This is a genomic window from Rhodococcus sp. LW-XY12 (genome assembly GCF_019317345.1).
GTDB classification, from domain to species: domain Bacteria; phylum Actinomycetota; class Actinomycetes; order Mycobacteriales; family Mycobacteriaceae; genus Rhodococcus; species Rhodococcus pyridinivorans.
In genome coordinates this window covers 4,388,822-4,410,532 of record NZ_CP079225.1, presented here as the reverse complement: position 1 = coordinate 4,410,532, position 21,711 = coordinate 4,388,822, and the positions used below count along the sequence as shown (strand labels likewise).

Here is a 21,711-nt window from a genome sequence, read left to right as displayed (position 1 = left end):
GAGCACATCGGCGTCACGACGAGGAAAATGATTTGTCTATCTGCATTGCCGGCACACCGCAGCACAGCACCGCGACGCCGGGAAGCACCGAATGGATCAAGGCTCATCTCGCCCGCATGGAAGACGGTGCGGGCTCCGCATCGCCCTCCGAGGACGTCGCCACCGAGAGTGTCGTCGACGCGCGCCGTTAGGCTCGTCTCCAGGACTGCACAGAGGACCAGCCGGGTACACGTGCCGTGAACCGGGCGACGGAGGGAGCGAGACATGAGGGAGTTGTTCCGAGGACAGCTCGACGACCTGGTCGAACGTCTCGGTGAGCTCGCCGCGGTCGCAGCCGAAGGGCTCGACCTGGCCACTCGCGCCCTGTTCGACACCGATCTCGACGCAGCCCAGGCCGCCCTCGATCTCGATGCACGGATCGCCGAACTCGACACCGACTGTGCCGAGCGAGCGGTGCGGATCCTCGCCCTGCAGGGTCCCGTGGCCGCCGACCTGCGGTTGGTCTTCTCCGCGGTTCGTATCACGGGCGATCTCACCAGGATGGGCGAACTGAGCCTGCACATCGCGCGGGTCGTACGGCGTCGCCATCCCGAGTCGCTGGTGTACGACCTCCTGCGCGACGATCTTCGCCGGATGGCCGAACTCGCCGCGCAGATCGTCGCGATCCTGCGCGACGCGTTCACCGACTTCGACCTCGAGACGATCAAGGGCACACACGCCATCGAGACCGAACTCGATGCGGTGCACTCGCGACTGCTCGCCCTGCTCGAGAGCCCCGAATGGGACGGCGACATCCGGACCGCGGTCGACACCGCACTCCTCGCGCGTTTCTACGGGCGGTTCGGCGACCAGGCCGTCGACGTCGCCGATCGGTTGATCTTCTTCGTCACGGGCCAACGACCGGCTGCCTGACTTCGCCGCGCGCACTGCCGCGAACCGTGCGATTCTCTCACCATGACCCGCGACGAGCGCCTCTCGGTCGGCGGTCCTGGGGTGCCCGGGTTCGACGACCTCGACTTCGATGCTCTGTCGGTGCGGTCCGGTGCCAAGTGGGCACGGGCGGCCGCCGACGGGCTGGCCCCCGCCTGGGTTGCCGACATGGATTTCCCGGTCGCACCGCCGATCGCGCGTGCGCTGCACGAGCTGGTCGACCGTAGCGATCTCGGCTATCCCGACTGGTCCCACGGGACGCCGCTGCGCGAGGAGTTCGCACAGCGCATGCGAACGCGCTACGGATGGGAACCCGATCCCGGAGCCGTGCGCGAGCAGACGGATCTCATCCAGGCGTTGCAGCTCGTGTTGCACCTGAGCACCACGCGCGGCGATGCGGTGGCGATCCAGACACCGAACTACCCGCCGTTCCTCGCGTCAGTGCGACGGATGGGTCTGCAGCAGATCGACTTTCCGTTCGTCGACCGGGGCGACGGGTGGGTGCTCGACTTCGATGTGTTCGAGCTGTTGGCGGCGCGTCGTCGTCCGCGGGTGCTGGTGCTCGTCAACCCGCACAACCCCACCGGACGGGTGCTTACGCGTGAGGAACTCGAGCGGATCGCCGATCTCGCCGAACGGTTCGACATGCTCGTCGTCAGCGACGAGATCCATGCCGAACTGATCTACGAACCGCACCGGCATATCCCGTTCGCTTCGCTCGGGCCGGAGACCGCTGCCCGCACGGTGACTCTCACCTCCGCCAGCAAGGCGTTCAATCTCGCGGGGATGCGGTGCGCGGTGGTGCACTACGGCTCCGAGGCCCTGTTGAAGCGCCGGGACGCGGAGCCGTTCGACCTGTACGGGACGGTCTCGGTGCCGGGCGTGGTCGCGACGCTCGCCGCGTGGCGCGAGGGCGGTGCATGGCAGCGCGACCTGCTGCAGGTCCTCGACCGGAACCGTCGACGGGTGGACGAGGTTCTGCGCGAACGGATTCCGGATCTGCGGCACCACCTGCCGCAGGGTACCTACCTGACGTGGTTGAACACCGGGCCGCTCGGCATCGACGATCCGGTGTCGACCGTCCGCGATCGGGGACGTGTCCTCGCCGACGGTGGGGTGCGGTTCGGGTCGGGCGCACGCAACTTCCTGCGCATCAACTTCGCGACGTCGGGGCCGATCCTCGATCGCATCCTCGACGGGATCACCGACGCGCTCGGTGCCTGATCGTCAGCACACCCCGTCACCACACCGCGTCGGCCGGGGTGTTCGTGGACTCGAGTGTGTCGTTCGCGGCCGCGCATCCGGAGGTCGCCGAAGCGACCACGGCGCGTGAGGGCTTGGCCGAGAAGTTCTGGTAGAGCAGCCCGAAGTTCTGCTCGACGTCGGCCTGGTTCGTCCCGCGGTCGCGCATCGAGTAGACGAAAACCTTCTGTACCCAGCCGAGCCGGCGGGCCTCTGCGATACCGTCGGCGATGATGTCGGCCTGCCGTTGCGTGCTCACCGCGTTCGAGGCGGTGCCGGTCGGGGCGCCGAACTCGGTGGCCCACACCGGTGTCGCGGCGTCGCCGTACTGCACCATGGTGTCGCGCATCAGACGCATGCGGTAGAAGGTGTTCCAGCTCTGCGTGCTCACATCGGACGGCAGTGCCGGATAACTGTAGGGGTGGACGGAGAGGATGTCGAAGTACTGGTGCGCCCCGCGCGCGTAGAGCTGCTGCACGTAGGTGACGGGGGAGATGTCGGAACCGTTGTCCACCGCCGGTGCGAGTCCGCCGTTGAGGATCCGGGCATTCGGTTGCACGGACTTGACGGCCGGAGCGGCCGCGGCGAGCAACTCGACGTACTTGCCGACGTCGGGACGGGGACGGAAGAAGTTCGTCAGGTTCGGTTCGTTCCAGATCTCCCAGTGCGTCACGCGGGTCGAATAGCGCTGTGCTGCCTGCCGGGCGAAACCGGCGAAGGCTGCCGGGTCGGCGGGGTATCCGTGAGTGTCGCCGCCGCCCGCGACGCGCGCCCAGGCCGGGGTGTACGCGACGATGCCGACCACCTCGAGTCCGCGGGCCCGAGCACGATCCACCACACGGTCGGGCACCGACCAGTTCTGTTGTCCGCGGTTCGGTTCGATCACCGACCAGTCGATGTCCACGCGCAGCCACCGGGCGCCGACCGCCCGGATCGTGTCGAGTTCGCGGTCGAGTTCGGAGTCCGGCAGATACATCAGCGGTGCGCCGGCGGCGATGCCGATGTCGTCGGTCGCGCAGGTGGTCGGCGGAGGGGGTTGGGGCGGTGGAGCGCACGCTGCGAGTGCGGCGAGGGTGCACGAGAGGGCTGTGGCCAGTGCAACGTGTGCGAGACGACCCATCGACTCTCCTGATGTACCATTCGGACAATTCAGGCATCGGTCGTAACGTCGCGCCGCCGACCTGCGATTCTTGCGGTGGAGCGAGCGGCAGACCGACGCCGCGAATTCACTGTAACGAGCAGGAGGCCGGAAGATGCGGGATTCGTGGACCGAAGGTTCCGGTGCATGCGCACCGTGAATTTCGAGATCCACGACGAAACATCCGCAGTCCGGCTCTCCGCGGAATGGGACGATCTCGCCCAGGAGGTGGGTCGGCGCGTCGCGACCCGCCCCTCCTACCTACTGGCCTGGAATCGGATGGGGCGCGGCCGATCGGCCGTGTGCACCGTCCGGCGCGACGGGTGCCTCGTCGGACTCGCGCCCCTGCACGCCCGCACCCGTCTCGGGGTCACCGCTCTACGACTCCCGGCTCACGGCCTCGCCACGATAGGAACCTTCCTCGCGACCGACGAGGCCGCGCTCGCCGACCTGCTCCACGGCATCGCCGATCGGAACATGGCACTGCAACTCGACCACGTCGATCTCACCGACCCTCTCGTCGAGATGCTGCATGCCTCGCCTCGCTGGAGCATCGACATCGCCGGAACCGAGCGGTGCCTGACCGTCGATGTCGCCACCGGTGCCGGCGCCGAATCACTGCGTGGTCGGCGCACACTGAGAACACTGTCCCGGCTCGAACGCTCGCTGGAACGCGAAGGCACCCCGGTCTCCGTCGAAGTGGTGCGCGATCCGGACCATCTCGCGCAGAGGTGGCGCGATATCACCGCGGTCGCCGCGGCCGCCGACGCACGCAGCGGGCGCGACAACTTCTGTGCGCCGCCGTTCACCGCGTTCACCCGGCCGCTGCTCGACGCCGAGGCCCGCGCCGGCCGGCTGCTCATCGTGGGCCTGCTCGTCGGCGACCGATGGGCGGCACACGAGATCATGTTCCGCACCGGGACCACGGCCGAGATGTGGTTGAGCCGCTTCCATCCCGAGGCACGCCGCTACCAGCCCGGCCAGTTGCTGCAGCGCCACCTCGCCGACCGCCACGACGAGCTGGGCATCGACCGCTTCGACTATCTGCTCGGCACATCGGAATTCAAGGAGCAGTGGTCGAACGGTGACTACCGGGTGGGGCGGATCGTCGCCGTCCCCACCTCGCGACCGCACCACCGATGGACCCTCCGCGCCGCGGATCTCGGAGCCGACCTCGTCCGTCCCCTGCGCCTGGCGGCGCGCGATGCTCTCACGTCGAATCGCTGCTGATCAGAGGCAACCGGGAGTGACCGCGGCCGTGCGCAGCACGTCCCAGGCCGGCTTGGGCGACCCGTCGTGTGTGAGGACCCCGAAGTTCTGTTCGCGATCGGCCACCTCGGTGCCCCGGTCGAGGAGGCTGTAGACGAACAGCTTGTCGACGAAGCCCAACGCGCGTTGCTCGGTGATCCCGTCGCGCAGGATGTCGGCCTGCTCCGTGGGCCCGACCGCGTCGGTGTCCGTGCCCGTCGGTGCCCCGAACTCCGTTGCCCAGATGGGCTTGTCGGAATCCCCGTGCTCGACCATGACGGTGCGCATCTCGCGCATGCGGTAGAAGGAGTTCCAGTCGGAGGTCGAGGCGTCGGACGGGAGAGCGGGATAGCTGTAGGGATGCATGCCCACCACGTCGAAGGCCGGCGACACGCCCTGATCGTACAACTCGGTGAGGAAGGTCGTCGGGGCGATGTCGGAGCCGTTGTCGGTGCCGGGGGACAGGCCTCCGGTGATCACCACCGCCCCGGGGTCGACGTTGCGGATCGCCTCCGACGCCGCCACGAGCAGGTCGGCGTACGCACCGACGTCGGGTTGCGGGGTGAAGAAGGCCGTCAGGTTCGGCTCGTTCCAGATCTCCCAGTGCGTGACACTGTCCGAGTAGCGATCGGCGACGTCGCCTGCGAAGCGCCCGAATTCGCCGGGGTCGGCAGGCATCCCGTGCGGATCGCCGGGGTCGGCCTCCGACGTCCGCGCCCAGTGCGGAGTGTGGGTGAGCAGGCCCAGCACCTGCAGGTCGTGCGCGTCGGCCGCGGCGACGACCCGGTCGGTGCCCCTCCAGTCGAAGCGTCCGCGCGCGGGTTCGATGATCGACCAGTCCATGTCGAACCGGATCCAGCCGGCGCCGCTGTCGGCGACCTTCGACATGTACGCGTCGAGGTCGTCGGCGTCGAGGGAGTCGAGACCGGCTCCCGTCGCGACCCCGAGACTGTCGGCGGTCAGATCTGTTCGGCAGTCGCGTGCCTCGGTGCTCTGGGTACACGACAGAGCGAACACACCGACAAGGGTGAGAACGGCGCGGAGCGGCATGGACCGCGACACGCGACGCGGCATCGACCGCGAAAGGGACACTGCAACCTCAACGGGACTTGACGAGACCGGCGAGGCCGAGCCCGCCGGTGATGGGAAGGACATGGGTTCCGGCCAGAACACAGACAGCCGAGAGGACAGCGGTGACGGGCCAGGGAAGATCGTAGCGTTCCGCGAAGAGCGACATCCACACGGCCACCGAAACACCCAGCATCGCGATCGCCATGGTCTGGGTGAAGGGGAACAGACCCCTGATCCGGACGCTCCGGACCACCACGATCCAGATGGCGACGAGCATCGCAGCCTCGGTGAGCACCGTCGCCAGCGCCGCCCCGTCGAACGACATGCGGGGGATGAGGACGAGGTTCGCACCGATGTTCCCGGCGAGCGCGGCCAGTGCCACCCACGGGTAGACGCGGTGGCGTCCGGTCGCGATGAGCACCATGAGACCGAGTTCGGTGAGCATCGACAGAGCGCTGCCGAGCACCAGCATGCGCGAGGCGCCGGCCGCCTCGGCGAACCGCTCGCCGTAGAGGAGGGACAGCACGCCGTCCGCCGACGACCAGAAGGCCGCGGTAGCGGTCGCGCCCAGCACCGCGAGGAGCATCGCCGCCTCCCGCGTGCGCTGCCGGAACATCTCGCTCTGCGCCGGCCAGGTGGCGACCAGCAGCGTGGTCACCGGACCCACGACGGTCGACGACACCATCGACAGCAGATCGGCGAACTTGTATCCGACGGTGTAGAGACCTACCGAGTCGAAAGTGTCCATCCGCCCGAGCATCAGCACGTCGATCTTCGACAGCAGGGTGAGCAGAGCGAAACCGATGCTGAGGGGGACGGCCTCGACGAGCATCTCGCGCCACCGCCACAACTGGGCACGTGCGGCGGGCAGGGGACCGGCCTTGCCCGCTCGCACGCCGCGCACGAGGATGCCTGCGCCGACGACCTCGTTGATCACGGCCGGCACGACGAGCACGAGCAGCACCGGATTCCACAGCACCGCGGCGATGGTGGTGATCAGCTGCGCGAGCTGGCCGAAGGTCTCGGCGACCGCGACCGATGCCATGCGTAGTCGACTCTGGTACATCACCGACAGGGCGTTGTTGGGCGTCGCGATCACCACGACGAGACCGGCGATCACCGTCGCCCAGACGACATCGGACGAGTATCCGAGCAGCAGCACGTACCCGATGGCCAGCGCGTACCCGAGCAGACCGAGCACACCGCGCAACGCGATGAACGCGGTGGTGACGTAGGAGACCTCCCACGGATTGCACTCGACGAGCTTGGCGAGCACCACTCGGCCCACGCCGAGATCGGTGACGACGGACAGCAACCCGAGCAGGCCGAAGACGAAGGAGAACTTGCCGAAGTCGTCCGGTGCCAACGCGCGGGCGACGATCATCGAACCGGCCCAGCCCATCGAGGCGACGGCCAACCGGCTGCCGAGCATCACGACGGTGTTGCGTCGCGCGGCCCGCCCGTCGAGCTCCGGGGTCTGCGGTTCGTGGAGAGTACCGCCGGGGTCGTGCGCCGCGACGATCCGCTCCATCACGACGGTTTCGGCCATCCGGTCGGCCAGCGAATGTCTACCCACGCGACGGCCTCGTCAGATTCTCAGGCCCGCGGAGCGGTAGGCATCGCGCGTGAGCTCGGCGGTGCGCGTCCATGTCGAGGTCGCGGCGACCTCGCGTCCACGGGTACGCAGCGCATCCGCGGTATCACGGTCGTGGACGACGACGCGCAGGGCCGCGGTCCACGAGGTCACGGTGTGTTCGGTGACGAGCAGCGCTCCGTCGTCGACGACGTCGGGCAGTGCACCGACAGCGCTCGTCACCACCGCCCCACCACACGCCATCGCCTCGAGCGGCGGTAACCCGAAACCCTCGTAGCGTGAGGCGTATGCGACGGCGGTCGCTGCGGCGTACAGCGCGGGAAGGTGTGCGGTGGGAACGTAACCGAGACCGATCGAACCGGCCGGTGCGTCGGGTCCGGTGGATCCGGCTCCGGCGAGCACCAGCGGGACGTCGAGGATACGGCACGCGTCGGCGACGAGCGCGACGTCCTTGCGGGGTTCGACGGTGCCGACCTGCAGGACGAACCGTTCGGCCAGCCCGTAGACCCGGCGGATGTCCCGCACCTCCTCGGGAGTGGGAGGTTTCGCCCACGCCGCGGGGGCGAGCGGGGTGACCGCCGCGTCGCGGCCGCACAGCGCGTGGAGACGTTCGGCGGTGAAGTTCGAGACCGCGACGAGCACGTCGGCCCGTCGCATGGCATCGCGCAGCAGCGCGCGCTCACCGGCGGCGCGGTACTTGCTGAACGCCCACGGGGTGTCGAAGACGGCGAGATCGTGGAACGTCGAGACGGTGACACCGGAACACAGGACGGGCAGGTCGACGTCGAGGCTGTGGAACAGGTCGACCCCGCGGACGGGCATCTTGGCGTACAGCATCCGCCGCACCCCGTCGGCGACCGGTCGTACCGACGGGGTCACGCGAGTGGGCAGTTCACCCACGGCATCGCACTGCACCGTCGCGCGCAGCGCAGCCGAGGGGAACAACGGGTCGAGCGCGGTCAGCAGCTCGCGGACGTAGGTCTGGACTCCACTGCCGGACGGACGGAGTGCGAGGGCGCCGAATCCGATGCGGTGAGCGAGCTTCGGTGAGGTGACCAGTGTTGCGTCAGTGCGCATCCGACAGTTCCTAACAGTAGCCAGAAATAGACGTCGAGAGGGAAGATCTCGAGATAGGTCGCCACGGTGGAGGCGACCGCCGCCGCGACGATCGTGCCGCTCACCCCGAGTGCGAGTGCGGCGTCCTGCCCGCTCAGCACCCGGGATGCACGCAGCGTCGAGACCGCGGCGCACACGAGTACGAGGACGAACAGCCACACGCCGATCGGGCCGAGTTCCACGGCGAGCTTCATGTAGTAGTTGTCGGGCTGATAGGGCATGAACCCGAACTGCACGGCCGCCGTGTACGACAGTTCCGACAGCATCGGGTTGCTCTGGGCCACCGTGTCGGCGGCAGCCGAGCCGGTCGCGCCGAGACCCTGACCGAAGGGGTGCACCCACAGCGACGACAGGGTCTGCGACCAGCCGTCCCCGCGCTCACCGAGGCTCGACGAGGAGAACAGTGGAGCGAGAATCGAACTCGGCACGGCGAAGAGGACGAGCGGTGCGAGCGCCGCGGTGGCGCCGAAACCGAGGAGCAGGGTGCGGTAGCGGTGGACCGCCAGCCACAACAATGCGACGGCGAGACCGATGTAGCTGGCGCGCACGATCGTCACACCCATGCCCAGCACCATGATCGGTGTCGCGCACAGGAACAGTCTGTTGCGGAGCCGGTGCGGATCGGCGAAGGAGACCGAGCACCCCACGATCAGTCCGATCATCACGAACAGGCCGAAGGCGAAGGGTGTCGTGAACGTGCTGAAACTGCGCAGGATTCCGCCGCTGATGCGCAGATGCTCGTCCCAGCGGTAGCCGAGTTCGGCGAGTCGCTCACCGCCGACCACCTGTTGCGCGAGTCCGATGACGGCGGTGACGGCCGTCGTGCCCATGAGGATCGTCACCAGGTGGTCGCGGTCGCGGGCGTCGAACGGTGCACGCCACAGGATCACCGGGATGACGAGGTAGAAGTAGGTAATCTTGATGGCGATGATGCCGGCGAGCCCCGAGACGAGCAACGCCGACAGGACTCCGATTGCCACCCATGCGACCACGGCCGGCCACCACGGATAGGACGGTGCCGGCAGCCGCCGTCGGTAGGGGCTGACGAAGGTCGCGGCGAGGGTGAGGAGCAGCAGCCCCTCCTTCCACGGCGACAGTGATTCACCGCCGGGGACGATCGCGAGCAGGCCGTGGAACGGCGTGAGCGCGGCGATCGCCAGCAACCCGCGTTGGGGTCGCCGCCAGAGCAACACACCCAGCACGAGCACGACCGGAACGGCGAGCATCAGCACAGGAGTCATGAGACGTACTCGTCTGCAGCGGGATCCGCGGTGCGGGACCCGAAACGGGAGAGCACGGTCGAGGTGACCGCCGTGCGGAGGAACTCGCGCCCGTCCCGCTGCCGACCGCTGTGCTCACCGACCTCGCTGGTGAGGATGTCCCCGGTGAAGCCCCGTCGGCGCAGGCGGCGAAGTCCTTCTTCTCCGCGCTGGGTCAGGAACCACCGGTGGTCCTCGGCGGACAGCACGACCGTGGTCGACACACCCGCGCGACGCAGTGCCTCCAACCCGACCTCGGGAACCTGGGTCACGCCGATTCGGCCCAGCAGCAGCCACAATGGATAGGGCAGGTACTTCTGCGCCCACGGTTTGATGCGGGCTCGCAGGGAGATCGTCTGCGGTTCCGCCGGGGCTGCGATCGCCGGAACATCGGGTGCGTTCGGACCGAGATCTGCGCGCAACGACTTCCGGCGGTGGGTGCACCACAGGATCACGTTCACGAGCACGGCGGAGTGTGCTGCACCCCGGAGGGCGACCCACGACGAGTACCACGCACCCGAACACAGGCCGATCACCACGAGGTCCTGCGGATCGATGCCGAGGGCGGCGACAGCATCGAGGGCGTCGCGGTCGGAGTCGTCGGAGTACAGCGGCGTGGGCGTCGCCCCGTGTGCCGTGCCGGTATCGCCGACCCCGGTCCGGTCGAACCGGATAGTGGAGATGCCGTGCGCGGCGAACTCGCGTGCGAGCTCGACCCAGAGACGACTCGGGCCGAGTCGGTGCTCGTAGGCGGTGCCGAAGAACAACACCGTCGGGGTGGACCGGCGCGGGGCGCCGAACCTGCCGGTGTCGAACCCCTCGGTGTCGAACCCCTCGGTGGCGAAACCCTCGGTGTCGAACCCCTCGGTGGCGAAACCCTCGGTGTCGAACCATTCGGGGGCGACCCCGTGCGTGCGCAGCGCGAACATCTCGTTCGGGCCGAGATATTCGACGCTCTCGTGGATCGGGAGCCCGGAGTCGGTGGTCGCGACGACCGCGCGGCCGCACTCGGGGAAGTGGACCTCGCGGGTGGCAGCCGGCGCGCCCGCAACTACCCAATCGGCGATCCGGGTGAGCTGCTCGATCGGGATCGCGGAGTGGAGTGTGCTGGGGGTGACGAAGGATTCGTGGGCGTCGAGGGAGAGCTCGTCACCGCCGAGTGCGGTGGCGAGCGCCGACACCGCGGCGGTCTCGCGGGCTGTGGGTCGGGTCGCGAGCAGGGTTCGTGTGCCGTTCAGCGACCTCGGATCGATCTTCAGGGCGCCGAGCGCGTCGGCAGCTTCGGGGGCGAGAACCCCGCCGACGATCGAAACCCGGGGGTCTTCGGGATCGTCGGCGCCGAGGGCGAGACGGTAGAGGGCGCGTTGTTCGCGCAACATCGCTCGGCCCGAGACGATCGGATCCCACAGCACGACGGCGTCGGCCCGTCCGCACTTGGGCAGTGCCGTCGCCGCGATCAGTGCGCCGGCGCGCAGTCCGACGACGGTGATGTGCTCGGCGCCGCTCGCGCGGGCCGTCTCCACTGCGGTGACGACGCTGCGCTGCCATGCCGCGACCGCGTCGGGCGAATCCTGATCGCCGGCCGAGTCTCCGGTGCCCGTGTAGTCGAAGCGCACTGCCGCCAGTCCCCGCTCGGCGAGTTGCTCGGCGAGAGCCTTGACGCCTCGATAGGTGTCGAGGTGTTCCTTGCCGAGGGGTGGGCACAGCACCACCGCGCCGCGCGCGCGGCGGTCGGCGGGAAGGTGGACGTGCCCGAGGATCGGGGACGCAGGGTCGCCGAACCACGACGCGTGTCGCACATCCACTCCGTGACCTCCACTGTCGAGGGGGTGAAAGAGGGGGTGATTTCCTGACCCCGTCTCGGACCTTGAATCTTCTTGCCGTTCGGACGCATTCGTATCGAGGGATTGTGCCGACCCGTTACCTCTCGGCGTCGGCAGGGTCATAAAGTACCCTCCCGATCGGCTCGGGGTCTTCGGAGGGATGGCTGTGCCTGGAATCTTGGTGCACGAATGGATCGCGCGCGACGGAGGTTCGGAGAAGGTTCTCGACGAGTTCGTCCGCACCTTTCCCGACGCCGACGTCCTGTGCCTGTGGGACGACGCCGACCGGTATCCGGGGCGGACGGTGTACGAGAGCGGTCTGGCGCGCACACCTCTGCGTAGGAGCAAGGCGCTGGCGTTGTCGGCCATGCCGTACGTCTGGCGTCGCCGACCCGGTTCGTACGACTTCGCCCTGGTCAGCTCGCATTGTTTCGCCCACCACGTGACCTTCCGGGGCGCACCGAGCGGGTTCGAGAAGTTCGTCTACGTACACACTCCGGCGCGCTACCTGTGGAATCCGGAACTCGACGATCGGGGTGCCTCGCTCGCGGTGCGGTGCGCGGCACCTCCGTTGCGTGCCCTCGATCGGCGTCGCGCGCGGGAAGGTGCACACTTCGCCGCGAACAGCGATTTCGTGCGTCGCCGCATCGAGCGGGCCTGGGATGTCGAGGCGCGTGTGATCTTCCCTCCCGTCGAGACGGCCCGCATCTCGTCGGTGCCCGACTGGCGTGACGAACTGTCCGCCGCCGAATCCGCCCTGCTGGAGGGGCTTCCGGAGACCTTCGTGCTGGGGGCGTCGAGGTTCGTGCCGTACAAGCGACTGGATTGGGTGATCCGGGCAGCCGACCTCGCCGGGGTGCCGGCGGTGATCGCGGGATCGGGGCCGGAGGAGGGCCGGCTGCGGCAGCTCGCCGACGAGGCGACGGTGCCGGTCCACGTGCTCGCTCGGCCGTCGGACGCCCTGCTCTACGCGCTCTACCAGCAGGCCCACGTCTACGTCTTTCCTGCGGTGGAGGACTTCGGGATCATGCCCGTCGAGGCACGTGCGGCAGGGGCGCGTGTGGTCGTCAACGCGCTCGGAGGTGCTGGTGAGACGGTTGCCGAGGGGGTCGACGGGTTGTGTTTCCGCGAGGACAGGGTGGAGGCGGTCGCCGAGTGCATCGCCGCGATCGACGGTGTGCCGAAGGGCCGTAACGAGGCCCTCGCCGCGCTGTCCTCGGAGAACTTCCGGCAGCACATCCGCGACTGGGTCGGGGAGGGGATCGGAACGGCGTGACTCACATCATACTACCGACGAGTAGACGAACTCTTGTCGCCGGTTCGTCTCTGATGTACCTTTCTCCCGGGTCGGGGGCCTGCTGATGGGGTTCGATGGGGGATCGTCATGGCTCACTGCCGCCGGCCGGGCTGCGTTCGTCGCCGCTTCATGAATGTGTTCTTTGCTGAAGTAACTACGCGCACAAGTAATTCGAGTTACGCGTAGCTTCTTCGCTTCAGGGTGGAATCACCCGCGTCACTGTGATCTGTTGCACTGAAACAGGATTCGCGTTCCTTCGAGAAAACGGACATAATCACCGAATCGTTCATCTGGCTGTCGGGGCCACTTCGCGTGGAGTAGGCAAGCGGGAGAAGTATGGGGATCGGACCCGAGTTGGCGCGCCGCAACGCGCCGACCCACGACACGAGCGACGGTCACGGAAGTGTCCCGCGCAGACAATGGCAGCGCACCTATCTCCGGTCGCTGGCGATCACCGACACGACGATCGTCGTCACGACCGTCGTCCTGGCGCAGGGGGCCGGGACGATGATCGGTGGACCGGTCGACCCGGGGTCCTCGGTGACCCGGGGACTCGCCTCGGCGATCGTGGTGGCCGGCCTGTGGCTTGCGATTCTGGCACTCAACGGAACTCGCAAGAAGCCGATCGTGGGCAGCGGCGAGGAGGAGTACCGGCTCGTCACGAGGGCGACCCTGCAGACCTTCGGTCTGCTCGCGATCGCCTCGTTCCTCGTCGACTCGTTCGCCACCGACCTCGACACGATCCGGGTCTACGTGTTGCTGGCCATGCCGGTCGGCCTGGTCGTTCTGCCGCTCGGACGCCGATGGTGCCGTCGTTCGATCGAACGCCGGCGTGTGCGGGGCGAGTTCCGGACCTCGGTGCTCGTCGTCGGCTCCGAACGCGCGGTGGATGCGATGGTCGGATCGTTCGTCCGCGACACCTCGGCCGGATACCGCGTCGTCGGTGTGTGCACCACCGGGTACACGGGGGAGAGCGGGCGCACCATCACCGTCGCCGGACAGGAGATCCCGGTACTCGGTGCGGAAACCGACGTGATCAACGCCGTCAAGCTCTCCGGCGCCGACACCGTCGCGATCGCTGCCGGAACGCACTGGGGGAACGGTGATATCGGCGAGCTCGCATGGGAACTCGAGCCGTATCGCGTCGATCTCGTGGTGGCTCCCGGCGTCACCGACATCGCCCTGCCGCGACTGTCGATGCATCCCGTGGGTGGGTTGCCGTTCGTGCACGTCGAGGAGCCGCAGTACCGCGGGTCGCATCGGATCGCCAAGACGACCTTCGACCTCGTGTGCGCGGTCCTCGCCCTCACGATCGCGGCGCCGGTCATGCTTGTGGTCGCCGCGCTGATCAAACTCCAGGACGGCGGTCCGGTCTTCTATCGGCAGGAACGCGTCGGCCTGGGCGGCACCGTCTTCCGGATGTGGAAGTTCCGATCGATGGTCGTCGATGCCGACCGGATGGTCGATACGGTCCGCGCGCAGACCGGTCAGGAGGACGCGACCTTCTACAAGTCCGCCCGCGACCCGCGGATCACGCCGGTGGGACGGTTCATCCGCCGCACCAGCATCGACGAACTGCCACAGCTGTTCAACGTCCTCGCCCGCGACATGAGTCTCGTGGGGCCGCGTCCCCTCGCGGTGGGTGAGGGCGAGAAGATCCCGGGCTTCGTTCCGCGCCGCATCCTCGTGCGACCCGGCATGACGGGACTGTGGCAGGTCTCCGGCCGATCCGATCTGTCCGAAGCCGACCGCATCCGCCTCGATCTGTTCTATGTGGCGAACTGGTCGATGGTGCAGGATCTGCTCATCGTCGTGAAGACGGTGCGCGCGGTGCTCGCGAGCGACGGCGCCTACTGACCCGACCGCGCCGACCCGACCGCGGTGCAGGGTTTCGCGGCAGGGGAGCGGGGAACTCTTCGAATTCGTCCTGGAGTATCGGCAGGAGGAGGAGAAGGTGAGCACGTCCGTCCGAAGTTTCCAACCCGACCCCGACGACATCCCGCTGATCACCTCGCTCGACCAGCTCGCCGATCTGGCGACGGATCCGATGCTCTACCTGCGGTATTCGAAGGGGCCGGCGGCGGACGCCGAGGACGGGCCGAGCCGCGATCGCGAGGCGAACGTGACCCTGCCCGGGCTCGTCGCCACCACCCTCGCTCCGGAGCCGTGGTGGCGTCGGCCCGTCAAGGACTGGGTCGCCCGCCGTGTCTGCACGTGCACCGGGTTCGGCGAGGAGGACGGTCGGTTCGTCTGGATCCTCACGGGCAGGATGGTCGGGCGCGGTCCCGGCCACGAGCTGCTACTCGTCGACGTCCGGCCCCATGCCCGCCTGAGCAAGGGTGTGCTCGACGAGGCGAAGAGGTGGTACGAGGAGCACTTCGACGTCGACGGTGATTCGCACGGGAGCGACTGAAAACCGTTCGCGCAGAACGCAGGAAGCCCACCCCGGCATGCCGCGGGTTGGGCTTCGGTGTGCGTGTCACACCGGATCTCGCGTGTGCGTGTCACACCGGATCTCGCGGCGTCCGGCGCTGCCAGCTCTCCGAGTGGACGCGACGATCGCCGTGATCGTCGTCGAACACGTATTCGTCGGGCTCCACAAGCGTTTCGTAGTCGAGCAATCCGTGGAAGCTCACCTGGTCGGCGCCGCGTACGGTCTCCAGTTCCTTGCGCTGGATGTCGGTGAGTCCGAGGACGAAGATGTTGGTGCTTGTTGATGAAGCCTTCCCGCTCCCTTGCATCACAGAACAAACCGGTAACGAAACAAACCGTCGGGAAGGTACTTTCACGCGCAACCGCCCCGGCTCGCGGGGGCCGGGGCGGTTGCCATCGAGGATGGATCAGGGGTGTCGTGCTCGACGGCCTCCATGCACCCGGGGAGGTGCTTCTCCATCTCCCGATGGTCCTCGGTGAGAATGGTGACGACACCTGAGCCGGGTCGTGCGAATCGGCGGCACCTTCTGTGCTGCTCATGTAAGAAGGGGTTCACTGGTGTCGAGATCGGCAAACACACGGGAGGCGAGAGCCGTGGACGAACCCCGATCGATGCGAGCGTGGCGAGTGGTGGAGCCCGGCCCCGTCGCCGGTCACCCCGTGCGATTCGAATCCGTTCCGCTGCCGGAGATCGGACCGAACGATCTTCTGGTGCGCGTGCTGGCGTGCGGTGTGTGCCGCACCGACCTGCACGTCGCCGAGGGCGATCTCCCCGTCCACCGGGCGGGTGTCGTCCCGGGGCACGAGGTGGTCGGGGTGGTCCATCGAGTGGGGGAGGCGGTGGAGGGGTTCGCCGACGGCGACCGCGTCGGCGTGGCCTGGCTGCGTTCGACCTGTGGGCAGTGCCGCTACTGTCGTCGTGGCGACGAGAACCTGTGTCCGGATTCGAGATACACCGGTTGGGACGAGGACGGCGGGTACGCCGAGTTCGTCGCCGTACCGGCGGCGTACGCCCTCCCGCTGCCCGACGGATACGAGGACATCGAACTCGCTCCGCTCCTCTGTGCCGGCATCATCGGCTACCGCGCGCTGAAGCGCGCCTCGGTTCCCGACGGCGGGAGGCTCGGCATCTACGGCTTCGGCGGCAGCGCCCACATCGCGGCGCAGGTCGCCCTGGCGCGAGGTGCCGAGGTGCACGTCATGACGAGGAGTGAGGACGCGCGGAATCTTGCTCGCGAACTCGGGGCCGCGTCGGTGCAGGGCGCCGCGGACGCACCACCGGTGCCCCTCGACGCCGCCATCCTCTTCGCACCCGTCGGCGACCTCGTGCCGCCTGCACTCGAAGCACTCGACCGCGGCGGCATCCTCTCGATCGCCGGCATCCACCTGACCGACGTTCCGCAGCTGAACTACCAGCGGCACCTGTTCTACGAGCGCGAGATCCGGTCGGTGACCGCCAATACCCGTAAGGATTCCCGGGAGTTCCTCGCGTTCGCCGGGCAGCACCGCATCAGGGTCGCGACGATGCGATACGGGCTGGGCGACGCCGATCGCGCGCTGGCGGATCTCGCCGGCGACCGCGTGCGCGGCGCTGCCGTCCTCGTCCCCTGATGGTCCGGATCGATACGGTGCGCTCCGCCCGAGATCACCAAGTCGGGACTTTCTACCCTACGGGAACATCCCGCCCGGGACGACGATAATAGTGTCGGACCCAGGAGGGCCCCTCGGACTTCTCACCCACGAGGAGATGAGGACAATGTCGACATCATCGGCTCATTCTGCAATGCACACCCATCCCGACATCGTCGAGATGCGCGAACGCTACGACCGGATGGGCGAACAGCCCACAGTCCAGGTCACCGACGGATTGATGATGGTTGCCGGTCTGTACGCGGCGGCATCCGCCTGGATCATCGGCTTCGCCGATCAGACGGCACTCGCCACCACCAATCTGATCTGCGGCCTCGCGGTCGCACTGCTCGCCATGGCGCTCGGTTCGGCCTACGGCCGCACCCACGGCCTGGCGTTCGTCGCGCCGCTGCTCGGTCTGTGGTTGTTCGTCTCGCCGTGGCTGGTCAGCGGAGTAGATACCAGTACGTCCATGATCTGGTCCCATGTCATCGTGGGTGCGATCGTGTTCGTCCTGGGCGTGGCCGCGGCTGCGATGGGAACCGGCCTGATGGACCGTTCGCGTTGACGGTGCAGTAGCCCGGGATGCAGTAACCCGGGTATACGGGACCCGGACGGTGCTGCCGGCTGCATGTCTGAACCGGCAGCACCTCACCGGGTGCGGCGTCCGGACACCGATTCCGGCTACCGAGGGCAATACCCCTCGGTCGAACGCTGCAACCCCGTCGCCGTTTCGATGCCACGATGCAGTATGGACACCGGTGAAGGCCGCGGCGCTCGTAGTGCGAACTCGGTGAGGTTCGAACGACAATTGCGAGAATCCATCGAGGAACTCGCTCGTGAGATGCACGACGACCGATGGCCCGCGTTCGCTTCCCGAGCGGCCCGTCTGGGTGCTCGCTCCATGCTTGCGGTCCGGCTGTACACGACGGACGACACGATCGGAGCCCTCAATCTGCACAGCTCGCAGGCGGGTGCGTTCGACGACGGCAGCGTCGACATCGCCTCGACCCTGGCGACGCATGCGGCCTTCGCCGCGGTGGCCGCGGTGCGCGAGGAGCAGTTCCGCGCGGCCCTGGCTTCGAGGGATGTCATCGGGCAGGCGAAGGGCGTTCTCATGGAACGCTTCGGCATCGACGCGGAGAGCGCATTCGAAATGCTGCGCAGGTTGTCCCAGGAGCGCAATCAACTCGTGCGCGACCTTGCCGTCGAGGTGGTCGAGACCGCCCGACCTCCGCGTGAACGGTAGAGCGAATCCTCCCCAGGCGGATGCGCCGGATCGTCCGGAACTGAGCACCGTGCGCATCCATCCAGTGTGTCGTGCATCACATCTGATCAAAATGATGCGCTGGAAAATCGTATGTTGACGAGTTCGCCTAGCTCAATCAACTATTGCTGTACCAAATGACGCGATCGAAGTGGCGCAGACACAATCGGACGCCGCGACGAAGGACGGGTGGTACGCAATGACCGAGACCGCAATCCGGGAGAGCGAACGACTTCCCTACGACCTCGACGACCGATATCGCTCGGGCTCCGGCACCGTGCTCCTCACCGGCGTCCAGGCCATCGCCCGGATGTTCGTCGAACAGCAGGTACGGGCCATGCGGGACGGTCGCCGGGTGGCGACCTTCGTCTCCGGATATCAGGGCAGCCCCCTCGGTGGTCTCGACAAGATGCTCCACGGCATGCCGAAGGTCCTCGCCGAGCACGACATCACCTTCGTGCCCGGATTCAACGAGGAACTCGCCGCCACCGCCGTATGGGGCAGCCAGGGACACCTCGGCGCCGGCACACCGACTCACGACGGCGTCGTCGGCGTCTGGTACGGCAAGGGCCCCGGCCTCGACCGCGCCACCGACGCACTGCGTCACGCCAACATGTACGGCGTGAACCCGAACGGCGGCGTGCTGCTCATGGTGGGCGACGATCCCGCGTCGAAGTCGTCGACCGTGCCCGCCGTCAGCGAGCGGTCCCTCGCCGCCCTCGGCATCCCGGTCCTGTTCCCGCGGAACGCCGCCGAGATCGTCACCCTGGGCCTGCACGGCGTCGCGCTGTCGCGTGCCTCGGGCTGCCTCGTCGCCCTCAAGATCGTCGCGGACGTCGCCGACGGCGCCTGGTCCGTCGACGGCTCCATCTCCGACCTGCCCATCACGGTCCCCGAGATCGAATGGGAAGGACGGCCGTTCGTCTACAAGCAGCGCCCCATGGCCGCGCCCGGCGACAGTGTCATCGCCGAGGCCGACCTCTACGGCCCGCGCTGGAAGATCGTCCAGGAATACGGCCGCCTCAACGGCCTCGACGTGATCGAGGTCGACCCGCCGCAGGCCCGCGTCGGCCTCGCCGCCACCGGCACCACCTTCGACGCCCTGCGCCAGACCCTGCTCGACCTCGGTGTCGACGACGCCGCGCTGCACCGCGCCGGCATCCGCCTGCTGCGCATCGGCATGCCGTACCCCATCGGTCCCGAGATCGTCCGCGAATTCGCCCGCCGCCTCGACGAACTGATCGTGGTCGAGGACAAGACCGCCTTCGTCGAGACCCAGATCCGCGAGATCCTCTACGGCACCGCGAACGCCCCGCAGATCGTCGGCAAGAAGGACGCCGACGGCCGCCCGCTCGTGCCGGTCGACGGTGAGCTCACCGCAGGTCGCCTGCGCGGCCCGCTGCGTCGCGTGCTCCGCGGCCACGTCGAACTCGGCCCCGCACCGCTGCCGCAGTTGTCGCTCGAGGTGCTGTCGACCCAGCGCACCCCCTACTTCTGCAGCGGCTGCCCGCACAACCGATCCACCGCACTGCCGGAGGGTTCGATCGGCGGCGGCGGCATCGGCTGCCACACCCTCGTCACCCTGTCGGGCCGCAAGGACAGCGCCGTCACCGGCCTGACCCAGATGGGTGGCGAAGGTGCGCAGTGGATCGGCCAGGCGCCGTTCACCGACATCGGCCACATGTTCCAGAACCTCGGCGACGGAACATATTTCCACTCCGGTCAACTCGCCGTCCAGGCGTGTGTCGCCGCCGGCGTGAACATCACCTTCAAGCTGCTCTACAACGACGTCGTGGCGATGACCGGCGCGCAGGACGCCGAAGGCGCCCTGAAGATCCCGGCGCTGACCCACAAGCTCACCACCGAGGGCGTCCGCAAGATCATCATCTGCTCCGACGAACCGAAGCGCCTCCGCAAGCGCACCCTTGCCCGCGGCACCGAGGTCTGGCACCGCGACCGGCTCGACGAGGCGCAGAAGCTGCTGCGCGAGATCGAGGGCGTCACCGTGCTCATCTACGACCAGCACTGCGCCGCCGACGCACGCCGTCAGCGCAAGCGTGGCACCCTGCCCGCCCGCACGACCCGCGTCGTCATCAACGAAGCGGTGTGCGAGGGCTGCGGCGACTGCGGCGTCAAGAGCAACTGCCTGTCGGTGCAGCCGGTCGACACCGAATTCGGTTCGAAGACCCGCATCGATCAGACCTCCTGCAACACCGACTACTCGTGCCTCGACGGCGACTGCCCGTCCTTCGTGACCGTCGAGACGTCGCCGGAGAAGCCCAAGCGCCGCAAGGCTCCGACCCCGCCGCGCATCCCCGACGCCGCCATCGACACCCCGAAGGGCACCCGCAACGTCTTCCTCGCGGGCATCGGCGGCACCGGCATCGTCACCGTCAACCAGGTGCTCGCCACGGCCGCGCTACGCGCCGGATTCGAGGTCGAGTCGCTCGACCAGATCGGCATGAGCCAGAAAGCCGGCCCGGTGGTCTCCCACCTGCGCTTCGCCGCCGACGGACTCGAGCCCGGCAACCGCGTCGGCCCGGGCGGTGCCACCGCTCTGCTCGCGCTCGACCTGCTCACCGCGACCGAGCCGAAGAACCTCGCCTACGCGAACCGTGAGGAGACCGTGGCAGTCGCGTCGACGAGCCGCGTCCCCACCGGCGACATGGTCTACGACCGCTCTGTCCGGCACCCCGACGAGCACGACCTGCTCGCCCGCCTCGACACCGCGACCCGCACGACCGTCTCGTTCGACGCCCTCGCCGCAGCCCAGGCGCTGTTCGGTGAGACCTCGGCCGCGAACTTCCTCGTCGTGGGCGCCGCCCACCAGCTCGGCGGACTCGAGATCCCCGACGACGCCATCGAGGAGGCCATCGAGATCAACGGTGTGGCCGTCGCGACCAACATCGCCGCCTTCCGCTGGGGCCGGGTGGCCGTCGCGGATCCCGCGGCCTTCGCCGCCGCGACCGCACCGGCCCCCACGGAGCGCGCCGCCACCGTCGCACCGGAGCGTCTGTTCGCCGGCACCACCTTCACCGGCGAGGTCGAGCGGCTCGTGCGGATCCGCGCCGCGTCGCTGATCGACTTCCAGAGCGAAGCCCTCGCCGCCCGCTACATCGCGCAGGTGCAGGCAGCCTGGGAGGCCGAGCGCCGCGTCACGAACCGCACGGACTTCAGCGAGGCCGTCGCCCGCGGACTGTTCAAGTTCACCGCCTACAAGGACGAGTACGAGGTCGCCCGCATGCTCGTCGACCCGGCCTTCCTCGACGAGGTGCAGGGCCAGGTCCCCGGTGGGCACAAGCTCACCTACCGCCTGCACCCGCCGGCGCTGCGCGCACTCGGCCGCGAGAAGAAGGTCGGCTTCGGACCGAAATCGCATGTCGCGCTGAAGGCTCTGGCCAAGGCGAAGCGTCTGCGCGGCACGAAGCTCGATCCCTTCGGCTACGCCCACGTCCGCCGCGTCGAGCGTGCTCTGCTCGCCCACTACACCGCCACGATCCAGCGGCTCGCCGCCGGCCTGGACGTCGACTCCTACGACCGCGCCGCCGAGATCGCGGCCCTGCCCGACATGGTGCGCGGCTACGAGGACGTCAAGCTCCGCTCCGTCGAGCAGTACCGGGCCCGCCTCGCCGAGCTCGGCATCGACACCGACTTCTGACGCACG

18 protein-coding genes are annotated in these 21,711 nt (G+C 68.2%); 11 read left to right on the top strand and 7 right to left on the bottom strand.

Features of this window, described 5'->3' with window-relative positions; all coding sequences use genetic code 11:
* Nucleotides 1-32 precede the first annotated feature (32 nt).
* The 3 genes from KXC42_RS20165 to KXC42_RS20155 all read left to right on the top strand — a co-directional run bounded on the left by KXC42_RS20165 (nt 33) and on the right by KXC42_RS20155 (nt 2,154).
* Nucleotides 33-191, top strand: coding sequence for a hypothetical protein (locus tag KXC42_RS20165; protein ID WP_019290929.1), 159 nt, complete (start codon nt 33-35; stop codon nt 189-191).
* Between the two features lie 73 nt (nt 192-264).
* Complete coding sequence (locus tag KXC42_RS20160) at nt 265-912, top strand: PhoU domain-containing protein (RefSeq protein WP_006552625.1); 648 nt, start codon at nt 265-267, stop codon at nt 910-912.
* 42 nt (nt 913-954) lie between these two features.
* Complete coding sequence (locus KXC42_RS20155; protein WP_219129477.1) at nt 955-2,154, top strand: MalY/PatB family protein; 1,200 nt, start codon at nt 955-957, stop codon at nt 2,152-2,154.
* A 16-nt stretch (nt 2,155-2,170) separates the two neighbouring features.
* Here the strand turns inward: KXC42_RS20155 and KXC42_RS20150 are convergent, their stop codons facing one another.
* A complete protein-coding gene (locus tag KXC42_RS20150) occupies nt 2,171-3,292 on the bottom strand; it encodes a cellulase family glycosylhydrolase (RefSeq protein ID WP_033096288.1) in 1,122 nt (373 codons plus the stop codon).
* Between the two features lie 165 nt (nt 3,293-3,457).
* Here KXC42_RS20150 and KXC42_RS20145 point away from each other — a divergent pair, with 165 nt between their 5' ends.
* The gene (locus KXC42_RS20145; protein WP_219129476.1) at nt 3,458-4,540 is read left to right on the top strand and encodes a GNAT family N-acetyltransferase; all 1,083 of its coding nucleotides are present in this window, start codon (nt 3,458-3,460) and stop codon (nt 4,538-4,540) included.
* Here KXC42_RS20145 and KXC42_RS20140 read toward each other — a convergent pair whose 3' ends face one another.
* The 5 genes from KXC42_RS20140 to KXC42_RS20120 are packed head-to-tail and all read right to left on the bottom strand — an operon-like array spanning nt 4,541 to nt 11,403.
* Nucleotides 4,541-5,650 carry a cellulase family glycosylhydrolase gene (locus tag KXC42_RS20140; protein ID WP_242411662.1) on the bottom strand — a complete coding sequence of 370 codons (1,110 nt, stop codon included), beginning with the start codon at nt 5,648-5,650 and terminating at the stop codon, nt 4,541-4,543.
* Between the two features lie 7 nt (nt 5,651-5,657).
* The gene (locus tag KXC42_RS20135; protein ID WP_257605893.1) at nt 5,658-7,205 is read right to left on the bottom strand and encodes a flippase; all 1,548 of its coding nucleotides are present in this window, start codon (nt 7,203-7,205) and stop codon (nt 5,658-5,660) included.
* A gap of 12 nt (nt 7,206-7,217) precedes the next feature.
* A complete protein-coding gene (locus KXC42_RS20130) occupies nt 7,218-8,300 on the bottom strand; it encodes a glycosyltransferase family 1 protein (RefSeq protein WP_219129475.1) in 1,083 nt (360 codons plus the stop codon).
* On the bottom strand, nt 8,183-9,580 hold the full coding sequence (locus KXC42_RS20125) for an O-antigen ligase (RefSeq protein WP_219129474.1): 1,398 nt from the start codon (nt 9,578-9,580) through the stop codon (nt 8,183-8,185). Before KXC42_RS20125 ends, KXC42_RS20130 begins: the two co-directional genes overlap by 118 nt.
* Nucleotides 9,577-11,403: an alpha/beta fold hydrolase gene (locus KXC42_RS20120; protein WP_219129473.1), complete on the bottom strand. Its 1,827-nt coding sequence runs from the start codon at nt 11,401-11,403 to the stop codon at nt 9,577-9,579. Before KXC42_RS20120 ends, KXC42_RS20125 begins: the two co-directional genes overlap by 4 nt.
* 178 nt (nt 11,404-11,581) lie before the next feature.
* On the opposite strand from KXC42_RS20120, the gene KXC42_RS20115 reads away from it, so the two are divergent.
* The 3 genes from KXC42_RS20115 (at nt 11,582) to KXC42_RS20105 (ending at nt 15,131) form a co-directional block, all read left to right on the top strand.
* Nucleotides 11,582-12,697, top strand: coding sequence for a glycosyltransferase (locus KXC42_RS20115; protein WP_257605892.1), 1,116 nt, complete (start codon nt 11,582-11,584; stop codon nt 12,695-12,697).
* A gap of 357 nt (nt 12,698-13,054) precedes the next feature.
* Entirely contained in the window at nt 13,055-14,575 is a 1,521-nt protein-coding gene (locus tag KXC42_RS20110; RefSeq protein ID WP_019290937.1) for a sugar transferase, read from the top strand.
* Between the two features lie 97 nt (nt 14,576-14,672).
* Nucleotides 14,673-15,131 (top strand): DUF6098 family protein, encoded by a 459-nt coding sequence (locus KXC42_RS20105; RefSeq protein WP_219129472.1) that lies wholly within the window; start codon nt 14,673-14,675, stop codon nt 15,129-15,131.
* A gap of 91 nt (nt 15,132-15,222) precedes the next feature.
* On the opposite strand, the gene KXC42_RS20100 is transcribed toward KXC42_RS20105, so the two are convergent.
* On the bottom strand, nt 15,223-15,462 hold the full coding sequence (locus KXC42_RS20100; protein ID WP_219130548.1) for a hypothetical protein: 240 nt from the start codon (nt 15,460-15,462) through the stop codon (nt 15,223-15,225).
* Nucleotides 15,463-15,763: 301 nt separating this feature from the next.
* Between KXC42_RS20100 and KXC42_RS20095 the strand changes: the two genes are divergently transcribed.
* The 4 genes from KXC42_RS20095 (at nt 15,764) to KXC42_RS20080 (ending at nt 21,705) form a co-directional block, all read left to right on the top strand.
* Nucleotides 15,764-16,762 carry a zinc-binding alcohol dehydrogenase family protein gene (locus tag KXC42_RS20095; protein ID WP_219130523.1) on the top strand — a complete coding sequence of 333 codons (999 nt, stop codon included), beginning with the start codon at nt 15,764-15,766 and terminating at the stop codon, nt 16,760-16,762.
* Between the two features lie 172 nt (nt 16,763-16,934).
* Nucleotides 16,935-17,348, top strand: coding sequence for an SPW repeat protein (locus KXC42_RS20090; protein ID WP_024101985.1), 414 nt, complete (start codon nt 16,935-16,937; stop codon nt 17,346-17,348).
* A 225-nt stretch (nt 17,349-17,573) separates the two neighbouring features.
* Entirely contained in the window at nt 17,574-18,029 is a 456-nt protein-coding gene (locus KXC42_RS20085; protein ID WP_257605891.1) for an ANTAR domain-containing protein, read from the top strand.
* A 217-nt stretch (nt 18,030-18,246) separates the two neighbouring features.
* Entirely contained in the window at nt 18,247-21,705 is a 3,459-nt protein-coding gene (locus KXC42_RS20080; RefSeq protein ID WP_219129470.1) for an indolepyruvate ferredoxin oxidoreductase family protein, read from the top strand.
* The last annotated feature ends 6 nt before the right edge of the window (nt 21,706-21,711 follow it).

Excerpts from the sequence above, each read along its gene's own strand:
- KXC42_RS20160 (WP_006552625.1), top strand. The coding sequence starts at position 265 with ATGAGGGAGTTGTTCCGAGGACAGCTCGACGACCTGGTCGAACGTCTC.
- KXC42_RS20155 (WP_219129477.1), top strand. The coding sequence starts at position 955 with ATGACCCGCGACGAGCGCCTCTCGGTCGGCGGTCCTGGGGTGCCCGGG.
- KXC42_RS20150 (WP_033096288.1), bottom strand. The coding sequence starts at position 3,292 with ATGGGTCGTCTCGCACACGTTGCACTGGCCACAGCCCTCTCGTGCACC.
- KXC42_RS20145 (WP_219129476.1), top strand. The coding sequence starts at position 3,458 with ATGCGCACCGTGAATTTCGAGATCCACGACGAAACATCCGCAGTCCGG.
- KXC42_RS20130 (WP_219129475.1), bottom strand. The coding sequence starts at position 8,300 with ATGCGCACTGACGCAACACTGGTCACCTCACCGAAGCTCGCTCACCGC.
- KXC42_RS20125 (WP_219129474.1), bottom strand. The coding sequence starts at position 9,580 with ATGACTCCTGTGCTGATGCTCGCCGTTCCGGTCGTGCTCGTGCTGGGT.
- KXC42_RS20115 (WP_257605892.1), top strand. The coding sequence starts at position 11,582 with ATGGCTGTGCCTGGAATCTTGGTGCACGAATGGATCGCGCGCGACGGA.
- KXC42_RS20110 (WP_019290937.1), top strand. The coding sequence starts at position 13,055 with ATGGGGATCGGACCCGAGTTGGCGCGCCGCAACGCGCCGACCCACGAC.
- KXC42_RS20095 (WP_219130523.1), top strand. The coding sequence starts at position 15,764 with ATGCGAGCGTGGCGAGTGGTGGAGCCCGGCCCCGTCGCCGGTCACCCC.
- KXC42_RS20090 (WP_024101985.1), top strand. The coding sequence starts at position 16,935 with ATGCACACCCATCCCGACATCGTCGAGATGCGCGAACGCTACGACCGG.
- KXC42_RS20080 (WP_219129470.1), top strand. The coding sequence starts at position 18,247 with ATGACCGAGACCGCAATCCGGGAGAGCGAACGACTTCCCTACGACCTC.